Source organism: Stenotrophomonas sp. (assembly GCF_032056425.1).
GTDB lineage: Bacteria > Pseudomonadota > Gammaproteobacteria > Xanthomonadales > Xanthomonadaceae > Stenotrophomonas.
The window spans coordinates 1-13,138 of the sequence record NZ_DAMBCN010000022.1 but is presented as its reverse complement, the minus strand read 5'-3'; the positions used below and the strand labels follow the sequence as shown (position 1 = coordinate 13,138).

Sequence of the window (13,138 nt, the reverse complement as noted above, 5' to 3'; positions counted from 1 at the left end):
TGCAAGGAGACTGCCCCATGACCCAGGACAGCCACAGCAACAGCGGCCTCGTGCCGAGCACTGCCGTCCCTGCCACGATTGACGACAGCACGCTGCAGGCCCTTGGTCTGGTACCGGCCGACCTGCCGCGCATCGCGCAGATCCGCCAGGAGCTGGACGATCTTCGCCCCGGCAACCTGCAGGTGTTCGGGCGTGAAGCCGCCACCCGCACCGCGGCGTTTTCCAGCCAGCTGCTGGACCAGGTGCGCAACCGCGATCTGGATGCCAGCGGCGAGAAACTGGGCGAGGTCGTGCGCATTGCGCGCAGCCTGAAACTGGACAGCTTCTCCCAGCGATCAAAGGTGCCGATCATCGGTGGCCTGATCGACCGCCTGCGATCCTCCAAGGGTGAGCTGGTGCAGAAGTTCAGCGACACCAATGCGCAGATCGAGCAGCTGCTGGGCGATGTCGGCATGCAGCAGGCGCTGATGGGCAAGCGCGTGGGTGAATTCGATCGCATGCACGATATCGTGCGCGAGGAGCGCCATGCGCTGGGCCTGTATGTCGCCGCTGGCAAGCAACGGCTGGCCGAACTGCAGGCTGAACAGCTGGCCGGGCAGGGCAGTGACGACCCGCAGCAGCGCATCCGCCAGAGCGAAATCGACAATGCAATCCGCCTCATCGAAAAACGCGTGTCCGACCTGCTGCTGATGCAGCATGCTGCCGATCAGTCGCTGCCGATGATCCGCCTGATCCAGGCCAACGCGTTGCAGTTGATCGAAAAGTTCAACACGGTGCGCGAGATCACCATTCCCTCGTGGAAGCGCCAGTTCGCCATCCAGCTGTCGCTGGGCGAGCAGAAGAACGCGGCCGAACTGGCCAACTCGATCGACGATGCGACCAACGAGATGATGCGCCGCAATGCCGACCTGTTGCGCCAGGCCTCGGTGGATACCGCGCGCAGCAACCAGCGCGGGGTGATCGACGTGGCCACCCTGCGCCACGTCCACGACCAGTTGATCGCCACCGTGGAAGAAGTCCGCAGCATCCACCGCGAAGGCATGCAGCAGCGCCAGCAGGCCGAAGTCGAACTGGCGCGCCTGCGTGAAGATCTGCAGCAGCGCCTGGTCGCTCCCACCGCCCCCTGATCGGCGGGCGATCACCGCCGTCATTGAAACCAAAGGACTGATCATGACCCTCGCACCTCTGAAATCGCTGTGTCGTTCCGCAGGCATCTCCATTGCGCTGTCCGGCGCGCTGTTGTCCTTGCAGGCCTCGGCTGCATCGCCGGCGGTGGACCCCGTCGCCGCGCTGGTGCAGGCCAGTGGCGTGCAGTGCACGGACGCCAAGGCGGGCAAGGGATGTACGGCCGGTGACATCGCCAGCGGCGATTTCTATGACGTTGAACTGTCGCCCGGCTGCGGTGCGCAGGGCTTCTTCGCCGGCGTCGCCGAGGCAAAGGGCGCCGACGCGCTCGACCGTGTGCCCAGTACGGGCAGCAAGGCGGTGGCGACGGCGCGGTTCGCGCAGGGCCAACTGGTCTGCGTGCAGGCCATCGGCCGTGCAGGGCAGAACCCGCAGTACTACTTCGTTACCTCGGTGCCGGCCAGCACCGTGGCCGCCTGCCAGGCAGGCAGCCCGCTGTGCAGCACCTATGGCGACCGCCCGATCCAGCACCTGCAGCGCAACCGCAGCCAGGCCTGCCTGCCCGCCTCGGGCTCCTGTGCACAGGGGTGGGTCAGTGCAAAAGCCCTGGACGTGTTCTCCAACGGCTTGTAGGGCCGCGCTTGCCCCGCACCCCGTAGCGTCGAGCTTGCCCCGCGTCCAGTAGAGTCGAGCTTGCTCGACTGCCTTCGCTCCAGTCGAGCAAGCTCGACGCTACAGTTGTGCCATGGCCCACTCGGCCAGTGCTTCCACGCGCGGGTCAACCGGCCCGTCCGGCCAGGCCAGCACCCAGTATCCACCCGTTGCGGAGAACCCCCACGGCGCGATCAGCCGCCCTGCGGCCAGGTCTTCGGCGACCAGTGGTTCCGGGGCAATCGCCGGGCCCAACCCGGCCACCGCTGCTTCCAGCAGGTAGTACAGATGCTCGAAGCCAGTACCCAGCTGCAACTGCGCGGCATCCAGCCCATGCGCCTGGGCCCAGCCGGGCCACGCCTGTGGGCGTGAGCGGGTGTGCAGCAGTGGCTCCTGCAGCAGGGCCGACGGCGCGGCATGGCGCAGCCGCTGCCCGGCCGGGTGCGAAGGCGCAACCACCACGCCCACTCGTTCCGCGGCCAGTTCGCGCACCTGCCAGCCGCGCGGCCACGGGCCTTCGGCCAGCAGCAGCACGGCATCCAGCGCGGCCTGTGCTTCAGTGAAGGCCCCATCCAGCGCCGACCATTGCAGGCTCACCCCTGGCAGCGCTGCCTGCAGCGCGGGCAGGCGTGGAATCATCCAGCGTGCCAGCACGCTGCCGCTGCAGCCCAGTACCAGCGCGGGCGAGGGCGTCGGGCGGCGCAGTTCGCGCACGCAGTTTTCAATGCCCGCGAACGCGTCGCTGCAGGCAGCCTGCAGGTGCTGCCCGGCCTCGGTCAGGCGCAGGCCACGGCCGGAGCGCTGGAACAGCGCCACGCCCAGATGGTCTTCCAACAGCTTCAGCTGTCGGCTCACGGCGCCGTGGGTCACGTGCAATGCCTGCGCCGCCCGGCCGACGCCCCCCAGGCGAGCGGTGGCCTCGAACGCGCGCAGGGCATTGAGGGGCGGCAGCAGTGACGTGCTCATGTGAGTTTTCCTGACATCATGGGCCAGATAATATCCATATTCCGGTCACGACCCGTGCGCTAGAGTATCCACCTGTCTCGAACCAGCGGTCGCTTCCATGTCTGCCTCCCCCATTGCCGACTACCACGCCTTCCCGGACGCCCAGGGCCACTTCGGCCGCTACGGCGGCAGTTTCGTCGCCGAAACCCTGGTCGGCCCGCTGCAGGAACTGGCCCAGGCCTATGACCAGGCCCGCCAGGACCCGGCGTTCCAGCTGGCCTACGACAGGGACCTGGCCCATTACGTCGGCCGGCCCAGCCCGATCTACCACGCGCAGCGGTTGAGCGACCATGTCGGCGGCGCGCAGATCCTGCTCAAGCGCGAAGACCTGAACCACACCGGCGCGCACAAGATCAACAACACCATCGGCCAGGCCCTGCTGGCCGCGCGCATGGGCAAGAAGCGCATCATCGCCGAGACCGGCGCCGGCCAGCACGGCGTGGCCAGTGCCACCGTGGCCGCACGCCTGGGCCTGGAATGCGTGGTCTACATGGGCGCCACCGACATCGAGCGGCAGAAGATCAACGTCTACCGCATGAAGCTGCTGGGCGCCACCGTGGTGCCGGTCACCTCCGGCTCGGCCACCCTGAAGGACGCGCTCAACGAAGCCATGCGCGACTGGGTGACCAACGTGCAGGACACCTTCTACATCATCGGCACCGTGGCCGGCCCCGATCCGTATCCGCGCATGGTGCGTGACTTCAACGCCATCGTCGGCCGCGAAGCACGCGAGCAGATGCTGGCCGAGTACGGTCGACTGCCCGATGCGATCACCGCCTGCGTCGGCGGCGGCAGCAATGCCATCGGCCTGTTCCATGCCTTCCTCAATGACCGCCAGGTCGAGATCTTCGGCGCCGAAGCGGCCGGCGACGGCATCCACACCGGCCGCCACGCCGCCTCGATCGCCGCCGGCCGCCCCGGCGTGCTGCACGGCAACCGCACCTACGTGCTGTGCGACGACGATGGCCAGATCATCGAAACCCATTCGGTGTCCGCCGGCCTGGACTATCCGGGCGTCGGCCCGGAACACGCCTTCCTGTCCGACAGCGGCCGCGCACGCTATCTCGGCATCACCGATGAAGAGGCGTTGCAGGCCTTCCACCTGCTGGCGCACACCGAAGGCATCCTGCCCGCGCTGGAATCCAGCCATGCGCTGGCGCAGGCCATCAAGCTGGCGCGTGAACGCCCGCGTGACCAGATCGTGCTGTGCAATCTGTCCGGTCGCGGTGACAAGGACGTGCACACCATCGCCGCGCGCGAGGGTCTGGTGCTGTGAACTGCGTGCTGCGCCACGGTGGCGTGCTGGCGCTGGCCGTCGGCCTGGGCGGCTGTGCGCCGCCGGAGCCACCGGTACTGGCGCCCGCGCCTGCCGCTCCGGCGGCGATTGCCGCTGCGCAGCACCCGGCCAGCAACGATGACGACCTCGCGCATCGCCCCATCGATGACGCGCCGGCGCCTGCGCCGCCGGCAGCGCAGGCCATGGATGAGGCGCCCGCAGTGGTTTCGGTGGCGCTGGACCATGCCGGCGAGGTGCTGGTGGGCCAGCGCTTCAGCGAACTGCAGGGGGAAGGCGAGTGGCACTCGGCCGGCCTGCATGAAGCCACCGAGGGGCGTTGTGAGTACTACGAGCGCGGTCTTCTGCCCGAGGGCGTGTCGATGCTGGTGCAGGATGATGATGTGGTGCGCTTCGACCTGGCGCCCATCGATGATTCCGGCCAGGTGGTGGTGCAGCCCGGTCCGTTCGGGCTGCATCTGGACATGCCGCGCGCACAGGCCCTGCAGCGACTGCCCACCGGTACCGTCGTCCAGCCGTCCAGCGGCGATGCGGAAGCCGGTGAGAGCCTGCTCTGGCAGGACCCGGGGTCGGACCTGGCGATCCGGGTGGAAATTGTCGATGGCGTCGTATCGAGGATGTACTGGGGCGCCAGTGGCGCCGTTGAATTGATTGAAGGATGTAGCTGAAATGTCCGTTGAACGTATCGATGCCTGCTTTGCCCGCCTGCGTGCCGCCGGTCGCAAGGCGCTCATTCCCTTCGTCACCGCCGGCGATCCCTCGCTGGAGGCCACGGTGCCGGTCATGCATGCACTGGTCGATGCCGGTGCCGATGTGATCGAACTGGGCGTGCCATTTTCCGATCCGATGGCCGATGGTCCCACCATCCAGCGCAGTTCCGAACGTGCGCTGGCACGCGGGGCGGGCAGCCGCTACGTGCTGCAGGCGGTGGCCGAGTTCCGCCAGCGTGACACGCAGACGCCGGTCGTGCTGATGGGCTACCTGAACCCGGTCGAGATCCATGGTTATGCGGCGTTCGCGCAGGCGGCGGTGCAGGCCGGCGTGGATGGTGTGCTGCTGGTCGACCTGCCGCCGGAAGAAGCCGGTGAGGCGCTGCAGGCCTTCGATGCTGCGGGCCTGGCGCTGGTGCTGCTGGCCTCGCCCACCACCAGCGATGCGCGTGCGGACACGCTGCTGGGGCTGGCACGCGGCTATCTCTATTACGTCAGTTTCGCCGGCGTCACCGGCGCGTCCGAACGCCTGGACAGCCAGGCGGCGAGTGCGCGCCTGCAGGCCCTGCGCGCGCACGCCAAGGTGCCGGTGGTGGCCGGCTTCGGCATCAAGGACGCGGCCAGCGCCGCGGCCATGGCCGTGCAGGCCGATGGCGTGGTGGTCGGCAGCGCGCTGGTGGCCGCACTGGCCGATGCCGAATCGCCGGAACAGGCGGCGCAGCAGGCGCACGCGTTCCTGGCCCCGCTGCGACAGGCCCTGGACGCCTGACGGTCGCGCCCGGGCATGGCCCGGCGCTGCCTGCACGGCGTTGCCGCGCTAAACGTACGTCACAGCATGGTTTTTTCCGGAACCCCCGGCAGACGCGCGGGGGTGCACGGGCGGGGGGAGCGGCGCTAGACTGTCGGCCTTTGCGGCCTTCGGGCCGCCCTGAACGGAAGTGTCCTCCCGCATGAGTTGGCTCAGCAAGTTGATGCCGTCCGGCATCCGCACCGACAACACCCCCAGCAAGAAGCGCAGCGTCCCCGAGGGCCTGTGGGAAAAGTGCAGCAGCTGCGGCAGCGCGCTGTACCGCCCCGAGCTGGAAGAGAACCTGGAGGTCTGCCCGAAGTGCGGCCACCACATGGCGATCCGCGCGCGCGCTCGCTTGGCCGCGCTGTTTGACGCGGACAGCACTACCGAGATCGCGGCGCGCCTGGGGCCGACCGACCTGCTGAAGTTCAAGGACCAGAAGAAGTACAGCGAACGCATCAAGATCGCGCAGAAGAACACCGGCGAGTACGACGCGCTGATCGCCATGCGTGGCCTGCTCAAGGGCCGCCCGCTGGTGGCGTCCTCGTTCGATTTCGCCTTCATGGGCGGTTCGATGGGCTCGGTGGTGGGTGAGCGCTTCGCGCTGGCCGCTGAAACCGCCGTCGAGATCGGTGCGCCCTACGTGTGCTTCTCCGCCAGCGGCGGCGCGCGCATGCAGGAAGGCCTGTTCTCGCTGATGCAGATGGCCAAGACCTCGGCCGCGCTGGGCAAGCTGCGCGAGGCCGGCCTGCCCTACATCTCGGTGCTGACCCACCCGACCACCGGTGGCGTGTCGGCCTCGTTTGCGATGCTGGGCGACATCAACATCGCCGAACCACAGGCCCTGATCGGCTTCGCCGGCCCGCGCGTGATCGAGCAGACCGTGCGCGAAAAGCTGCCCGAAGGCTTCCAGCGTTCGGAATTCCTGCTCGAGCACGGCGCCATCGACCAGATCTGCGACCGCCGCGAAATGCGTGACCGCCTGGCCGACCTGCTGGCCATGCTCAGTCGTCAGCCGCGGCCGGAGGTGGCGTGATGGCAGGCCGCAAGTACTTCGGTACCGACGGCATCCGCGGACGCGTCGGCCAGAGCCCGATTTCGGCCGATTTCGTGCTGCGCCTGGGCAATGCCCTGGGCCGCGTGCTGGTGGCCCAGCGTGGCGCGCAGGGGCGTCGCCCGATCGTGGTGATCGGCAAGGACACCCGCATTTCCGGCTACATGTTCGAAGCCGCGCTGGAAGCCGGGCTGGTCGCTGCCGGTGCCGACGTGCAGCTGCTCGGCCCGATGCCCACGCCTGCGGTGGCGTTCCTGACCCGCACCCTGGGCGTGGACGCCGGCATCGTCATCAGTGCTTCGCACAACCCGCACTACGACAACGGCATCAAGTTCTTCTCCGCCCATGGCGAGAAGCTTGATGACGCCACCGAAATGGCGCTGGAAGCGGCGCTGGATGTGCCGTTCACTACTGCCGAATCGGAGCAGCTGGGCAAGGCGGCACGTGCCCGTGAAGCGGTGGGCCGCTACATCGAGTTCTGCAAGGCCAGCGTGCCGCGCTCGTTCGATCTGCGCGGCGTGCGCCTGGTGCTGGACTGTGCACACGGTGCGACCTACCAGATCGCGCCGCTGCTGTTCCGCGAGCTGGGTGCCGATGTCATCGGCATCGGTGCCGAGCCCAACGGCGTGAACATCAACGACGGCGTGGGCTCGACCCACATCGACAACCTTGCCGCCAAGGTGCGCGAGACCGGCGCCGATCTGGGCATCGCCTTCGACGGTGATGGCGATCGCGTGCTGATGGCCGACGACCAGGGCACACCGGTCGACGGCGACGACCTGCTCTACATTCTGGCGCGCGCGTGGCAGGCCGAAGGCCGCCTGCGCGGTCCGGTGGTCGGCACCCTGATGAGCAACTACGGCCTGGAAAAGGCGCTGGCCGAGCTGCAGATTCCGTTCCAGCGCAGCAACGTGGGCGACCGCTACGTGCATCAGGCGCTGATCGAAGGCAACGGCGTGCTCGGCGGCGAAGCCTCCGGCCATCTGCTGTGCCTGGACCGCGCCACGACCGGCGATGGCATCGTCAGTGCGCTGCAGGTGCTGGTGGCGCTCAAGCGCAGTGGCCAGACCCTGCGCCAGGCACTGCAGCCGTTGTCGAAGGTGCCGCAGAAGACCGTCAACGTGCGCCTGGGCGATGTCTCGGCCAAGGCCACCGTGCAGGCCGACAGCGTGCAGTCGGCGCTGGTGGAAGCGCAGCAGGCGGTCAGTGGCCGCGGCCGTGCGTTCCTGCGTCCGTCCGGCACCGAGCCGGTGGTGCGCGTTACCGTGGAAGCCGACGACGCCACGCTGATGCAGAACACGCTGGACCGGCTGTCGGCCGCAGTGAAATCCGCCGCGACGGCCTGATCTCCGGTCCTGCCTGCACAATGCGAAACGCCCCGGGAAACCGGGGCGTTTTCGTTCCTGCCGTGCCGACCCGCAGGCAAGGAACTACGGCCCGGGCACCATCTTCTTCTGGCGTGCCTTGAAGCCGTTGAAGATCGGCGCCAGCAGCGGGTGGTAGCTCTGCGCGATGCGCTTGCGCAGCCAGCTGGCCGGGCGGTTGCGGATCGCGAAGCGATAGATGCGTTCCGGATCGCCGCCAATCACGTTGCGGCCGAACGGGTGGGTGGTATGCAGGTAGCGGAACCCATGCGCGCGCGCGACTTCGATATGGTCCTGGTCGAAGTCGCCATACGGCCAGCACAGGGTGTCCGACACTTCGCCCAACTCAGCCTGCAGCACCTGCCGCGCGCGGGCCAGGTCCTGGTCGATGCCATCGCGGCGCTGCGCGCGGTCCAGGTCCTGCCGCTGCAGCCAGCGGGTATGGGTGTGGGTATGGCAATGCACCTCGAACGTACCGGCCTCGATGGCGGCGCGCGCTTCGCTCCAGCGCATCATCACATTGTCACAGCGGTTGTCCTGGAAGATCGCCGCCTCGCAGCCGCGATGGTCCGGCGTGGGCGGCAGCACGGCACCGGGCACACCGGCATGCGCGCGCACCGGGCCTTCGCCCATCCAGCCGGTCACCACGAACACCACTGCGTGCATGCCGTACTTCTGCAGGATCGGGTGGGCATACACCCAGTTGTCCAGGTAGCCGTCGTCGAAGGTGATCACGATCGACTTGCGTGGCATCGGTTTGCCGGCCAGGAAGCCTGCGTACTGGTCCAGCGTCAGCGACGTCCAGCCTTCGCGCGCGAGCCAGGCGATCTGGCTCTCGAAGTTTTCCGGCGACACGGTGATCATGCCCGGCGACGGACTTACATGATGGTGCATCAGCACCGGTACGGTACGAGCGTCAGCCATGTCCCAGCTCCTTCAGCCACTGGTGATAATAATATTCGGTGGTTTCGCCGTGGCCGGCCGGGGTGAACCGGTGCGCGCTGCGCATCCAGTCCCAGCCGGCGCGGCCCATCAGGCGGCGGCGCTCGGGGTCGTCCACCAGCAGGCGCAGCGCAGCGGTCAATGCGGCGCGGTCACCCAGACGGGTCAGCAGCGCATTGCTGCCTTCGACCACCATTTCTGGTACGCCACCCACGCGTGTGGCCACGATCGGCACGCCAACGAACGCCGCTTCCAGGAACACCGTGCCGGCCGCTTCCTTGTGCGAGGCCAACGCAAAGATGTCGAAGCCGGCCATCAGCCGACAGGCGCCGTCGCGGTAGCCCAGCAGGTGGATCTGGTGCTGCAGGCCGAGCGCATCGCGCATCGCCTGCAGGCGGGCCAACACCGGCTCGCCGTCACCCACCACCACCAGGTGCAGGTTGCGGTTGGCCTGGCACAGCGGTGCGATGGCCTGCAGCAGGTCGGCGTGCCCCTTGGGTTCACGCAGCACGGCCACGCAGCCCACCACGATGTCGTCGGTGCTGAAGCCCAGCTCGGCACGCACCTCGGCGCGGACATCCTGCAGGCACTGCCACGGGTCAGGCTTGCGGACGTCGCTCCACTGCGGCGGCACCGCAATCGGCGGCACGATGCCGATGCTGGCGGCAGGCACGCCACGTTCGGCCAGCAGTTGTTTCACGAAGCTGCTGACGGTCAGCACCCGGTGCGGCAGCCCGGTGTAGGTCAGCAGTGAATTGACCGGACTCATCAGGTGCCGCGAACGCACCACCAGCGGGGTACCACCCAGGCGTGCACCGGCAGCGGCGATCAGCGCGTCGCGACGGCTGGTGGTATTGACCACGTCATAGCGTTCACGCCGCACCAGGCGCGCGACCGACCAGATACCGCGCAGCAGGCGCGGCAGCCCCCCCATGCGCAGGGTGTGTACGGTGAACCCCGCGTCGCGGGCCAGCCCGGCCAGGCGTGCATGGGGCTGGCACAACAGCGCCACCTCATGGCCACGCGCGCGCATGGCCTGCATGTGGCGGAAAATGTAGATCTCCTGGCCGCCCATTCCGGTGGCGGCCTCGGTATGCAGAATGCGCAACGGGCGATGCATGGTTGAAGCCGTCCTTTGGATCAACGATTACGGAAGCGGGTCAGCGCGTCCCAGGCCGCGCGCAGGCTGGCCGGGTCGGGGGTCTGCTGCGGCAGCGGGTGGTAGCGGCGGTCGAGCGTGGTGGCATTGCCGAACTTGTCGAACACCTGGATCACCTCGCCATGGCGGACCGCGCGCTGCGACCAGCTCTCCACCACCAGCGATCGGGTGCCCTGCGGTGCAGCCAGCAGATCCTGGCCGGTGCTGTAGTCGGCCAGGGCGTTCTCACAGCCCAGTCCATGGCGCATCAGCGTCGGCACCCAGTCTTCATGCGAACTGGTGCGGGTGTCCTGCGTGGCGGCCTGTCCGGGCCAATGCAGCACGAACGGCACCTGCAGCTGGTAATCGGAGAAATTGCCGTTGTGGCCCCAGTAGTTCAGGCCCAGATCGTTGAACTCTTCGGCATGGTCACCGGTGACCAGGATGATGGTGTCCTGCTCCAGCCCCTGCGCACGCAGTGTTTCCAGCAGCTGCCCCACCAGGCTGTCGGCGTAGTGCACGGCGGTGTGGTAGCGGTTCAACTCGGGGGTGGGGTCGTGGTCCGGGCCGAACTTCAGGAAGTCGATGTCCTCGGCCATCGGCATCGCCACCGGCGGGTAGTCGGCAGGCATGTGGTAGGGCGCGTGGGTGGAATCGAGGAACACGAAGCCGAACCACGGGCGCTGCGCGTCGTGGCTGGTGGCGATGTCCTGCTGCAGGGATTCGACGATGGCGCGGTCACGCCCGGCCGAGTCACGATCGCGTGGGCCCTGGTGCAGCTGGCTGCGCACGTCGGCGAACACGGTGCGGTCGAACTCAGGGCTGTACAGCGGCGCGCTGCCGTACAGGTGCATGTCGTAACCCTGCTGCTGCAGCACCGTGAACAACTGCGAGCCGCGCTGCTCGGCCAGCATCGTGGGCCAGTAACCGCCGGGCAGCCCGTACATCAGGCCGAAGAGCCCATAGCGGGTGGCATTGCCCGTGCTGAAGTGCTGTTCGTACACGCGTGAAGACTGCGCCAGTGCCGTCGTATTGGGCATGAACTGTGGCGTCAGGGCGTCCTTGCGCAGCGATTCCAGCACTACCATCAGCACGTTCGGGCGCTGGTGGCTCTGGCAGCGCAGCGGCTGCAGCGGGTAGTTCAGCTGTGCGTGGCGAGGATCAGGCAGGCCGGCCTGCGGCTGGCTGACCACGCCCAGGCGGCGCATGAAGCTCTTGGCGGTGATCGGCTGGGCCCAGGGCAGGTAGTTCCACTGGCTGATGACCGCGCGTTCGCCAAGGGCGTCGTAGTACGCCGTTGCAACCTGGCCGCCGGCCATCCACACGGCCACCGCCGCCCAGGCCAGCAGCACCCACCGACGCAGCCGGGTCGCGGGCAGCAGCTTCCAGCAGGCCCACGCCAGCAGGGACTGCGCAGCGAACAATGCGCCGATCATCGTGATCGCCTGCGCCCAGGTCTTCCACGACAGGCTGACCTGATCCTGCAGGGCACCGCCGAACACCATGTTGGCCACCATGGCGTTGAGGTGGAAGCGGTACAGAGCGAATACCTTGGCATCCACCAACAGCAGGCACAGCCACAATCCCTGCGTCACGATGGCCGATACCGTCAGAATGCGCGCGCGCTGCGGCCACAGCCCCAGGGCCAGGGGCAGCAGTCCGGCCACCGCACCCAGTGCCAGCAGGTGGCCGGGCAGGGCGACGGCAAGGTAGCCCAGGCCAAGCCCGCCGCCGGGATTGTCGCGCAGCGGAATGTTGCCCAGCGCGATGAGCCCGGCCAGCACCGCATTGCCGGCGATGAACAGCGACCACCACGCCAGCCGCTGCCAGCGGCGGTCGGCGCCCGGTGCGGGCGGGGAGAGGGCGTTGGCGGGAGCGGCATCCATGGCGACGGTGGGTTCAACGGGGAAGGGGGGGGAGGGAATGCGGCTGTGACGATGGCGTCAAGACGCGCGGCGGCGCATTGTATCGGTTTGTTTCAATGTATCGGTGTGGGACTTCGGCCGATCTGTCACAATGTTCAGGTGGCCCACAGACAGCTGTCGGGCCGACCAGACCCACGACAAGCCAGGAACCGCTGTGAGCCAGATCCCCACCCTCGACATCACCCGTTTCGACAGCGACCGTGAGGCCTTCGTGGCCGAGCTGGGCGCGGCATACCGCCAATGGGGATTCGCGGGCATCCGCAACCACGGCATCCCGCAGGCCGACATCGACGCGGCCTACGATGTCTTCAAGGCCTTCTTCGCCCTGCCGGACGAGGTCAAGCGCAAGTACCACGTGGCCGGCAGCGGCGGTGCCCGCGGCTACACCCCGTTCGGCGTGGAAACCGCGAAGGGCTCCAAGCACTTCGACCTGAAGGAGTTCTGGCACATCGGTCGCGAGATCGCCGATGACTCCAAGTACCGTGATGTCATGGCGCCGAACCTGTGGCCGACCGAGGTCGAGGGGTTCCGTGAGCGCGGCTACGGCCTGTACCAGGCGCTGGACAACCTGGGTTCGCGCGTGCTCTCGGCGCTGGCCCTGCACATTGGCCTGCCGGAAGATTTCTTCGCGGACAAGACCAACTTCGGCAACTCCATCCTGCGCCCGATCCACTACCCGCCGATCACCACCGACGATATCCCGAACGTGCGCGCCGGCGCCCATGGCGACATCAATTTCATCACCCTGCTGGTCGGCGCCAGTGCCGCCGGTCTGGAAGTGCAGTCGCATGATGGCCAGTGGGTGCCGTTCACCTCGGACGCCGACACCATCGTGGTCAACATCGGCGACATGCTGCAGCGCCTGACCAACCATGTGTACCCGTCCACCATCCATCGCGTGGTGAACCCCCCGGGCGAGCTGGCCCGCCAGCCGCGCTACTCGGTGCCGTTCTTCCTGCACCCGAACCCGGATTTCCTGATCGACGTGCTGCCCTCGTGCATCACTGCGGAAAATCCCAGCCGCTACCCGGAGCCGATCACCGCCCACGGTTTCCTGGAAGAGCGCCTGCGCGAGATCAAGCTGAAGTAATGAAGAGGCCGCCGAAAGGCGGCCTTTTCATTACAGGTAGCGCCGGGCCA

The 13,138-nt window shown here is 67.8% G+C and carries 12 protein-coding genes; 8 read left to right on the top strand and 4 right to left on the bottom strand.

What is annotated here, in order from left to right:
• Positions 1–17 precede the first annotated feature (17 nt).
• The gene (locus RTY46_RS14450) at positions 18–1,127 is read left to right on the top strand and encodes a toxic anion resistance protein (RefSeq protein WP_312709210.1); all 1,110 of its coding nucleotides are present in this window, start codon (positions 18–20) and stop codon (positions 1,125–1,127) included.
• A 43-nt stretch (positions 1,128–1,170) separates the two neighbouring features.
• Positions 1,171–1,758, top strand: a complete 588-nt coding sequence (locus RTY46_RS14445) for a hypothetical protein (RefSeq protein WP_312709208.1) — start codon at positions 1,171–1,173, stop codon at positions 1,756–1,758.
• Between the two features lie 99 nt (positions 1,759–1,857).
• On the opposite strand, the gene RTY46_RS14440 is transcribed toward RTY46_RS14445, so the two are convergent.
• Complete coding sequence (locus tag RTY46_RS14440; RefSeq protein WP_312709207.1) at positions 1,858–2,742, bottom strand: LysR family transcriptional regulator; 885 nt, start codon at positions 2,740–2,742, stop codon at positions 1,858–1,860.
• 97 nt (positions 2,743–2,839) lie between these two features.
• Here RTY46_RS14440 and trpB point away from each other — a divergent pair, with 97 nt between their 5' ends.
• The 5 genes from trpB (at position 2,840) to glmM (ending at position 7,975) form a co-directional block, all read left to right on the top strand.
• Complete coding sequence (gene trpB / locus RTY46_RS14435) at positions 2,840–4,057, top strand: tryptophan synthase subunit beta (protein WP_312709205.1); 1,218 nt, start codon at positions 2,840–2,842, stop codon at positions 4,055–4,057.
• Positions 4,054–4,743, top strand: a complete 690-nt coding sequence (locus tag RTY46_RS14430; protein WP_312709204.1) for a hypothetical protein — start codon at positions 4,054–4,056, stop codon at positions 4,741–4,743. Before trpB ends, RTY46_RS14430 begins: the two co-directional genes overlap by 4 nt.
• 1 nt (position 4,744) lies before the next feature.
• Positions 4,745–5,554: a tryptophan synthase subunit alpha gene (gene trpA, locus RTY46_RS14425; RefSeq protein WP_312709203.1), complete on the top strand. Its 810-nt coding sequence runs from the start codon at positions 4,745–4,747 to the stop codon at positions 5,552–5,554.
• Positions 5,555–5,735: 181 nt separating this feature from the next.
• Positions 5,736–6,611 (top strand): acetyl-CoA carboxylase, carboxyltransferase subunit beta, encoded by an 876-nt coding sequence (gene accD / locus RTY46_RS14420; protein ID WP_312709201.1) that lies wholly within the window; start codon positions 5,736–5,738, stop codon positions 6,609–6,611.
• Entirely contained in the window at positions 6,611–7,975 is a 1,365-nt protein-coding gene (gene glmM / locus RTY46_RS14415; RefSeq protein WP_312709200.1) for a phosphoglucosamine mutase, read from the top strand. The genes accD and glmM overlap by 1 nt, the downstream gene beginning before the upstream one ends.
• Positions 7,976–8,059: 84 nt before the next feature.
• On the opposite strand, the gene RTY46_RS14410 is transcribed toward glmM, so the two are convergent.
• Genes RTY46_RS14410 through RTY46_RS14400 form a run of 3 tightly spaced genes read right to left on the bottom strand, consistent with a single transcriptional unit; the run spans position 8,060 to position 11,959 of the window.
• The gene (locus tag RTY46_RS14410) at positions 8,060–8,917 is read right to left on the bottom strand and encodes a polysaccharide deacetylase family protein (protein ID WP_312709198.1); all 858 of its coding nucleotides are present in this window, start codon (positions 8,915–8,917) and stop codon (positions 8,060–8,062) included.
• Entirely contained in the window at positions 8,910–10,055 is a 1,146-nt protein-coding gene (locus tag RTY46_RS14405) for a glycosyltransferase family 4 protein (RefSeq protein ID WP_312709197.1), read from the bottom strand. Before RTY46_RS14405 ends, RTY46_RS14410 begins: the two co-directional genes overlap by 8 nt.
• Positions 10,056–10,075: 20 nt before the next feature.
• Positions 10,076–11,959, bottom strand: a complete 1,884-nt coding sequence (locus RTY46_RS14400) for a sulfatase-like hydrolase/transferase (protein WP_312709196.1) — start codon at positions 11,957–11,959, stop codon at positions 10,076–10,078.
• Positions 11,960–12,152: 193 nt separating this feature from the next.
• Here RTY46_RS14400 and RTY46_RS14395 point away from each other — a divergent pair, with 193 nt between their 5' ends.
• Positions 12,153–13,088, top strand: a complete 936-nt coding sequence (locus RTY46_RS14395) for a 2-oxoglutarate and iron-dependent oxygenase domain-containing protein (protein ID WP_312709194.1) — start codon at positions 12,153–12,155, stop codon at positions 13,086–13,088.
• Positions 13,089–13,138: the final 50 nt, after the last annotated feature.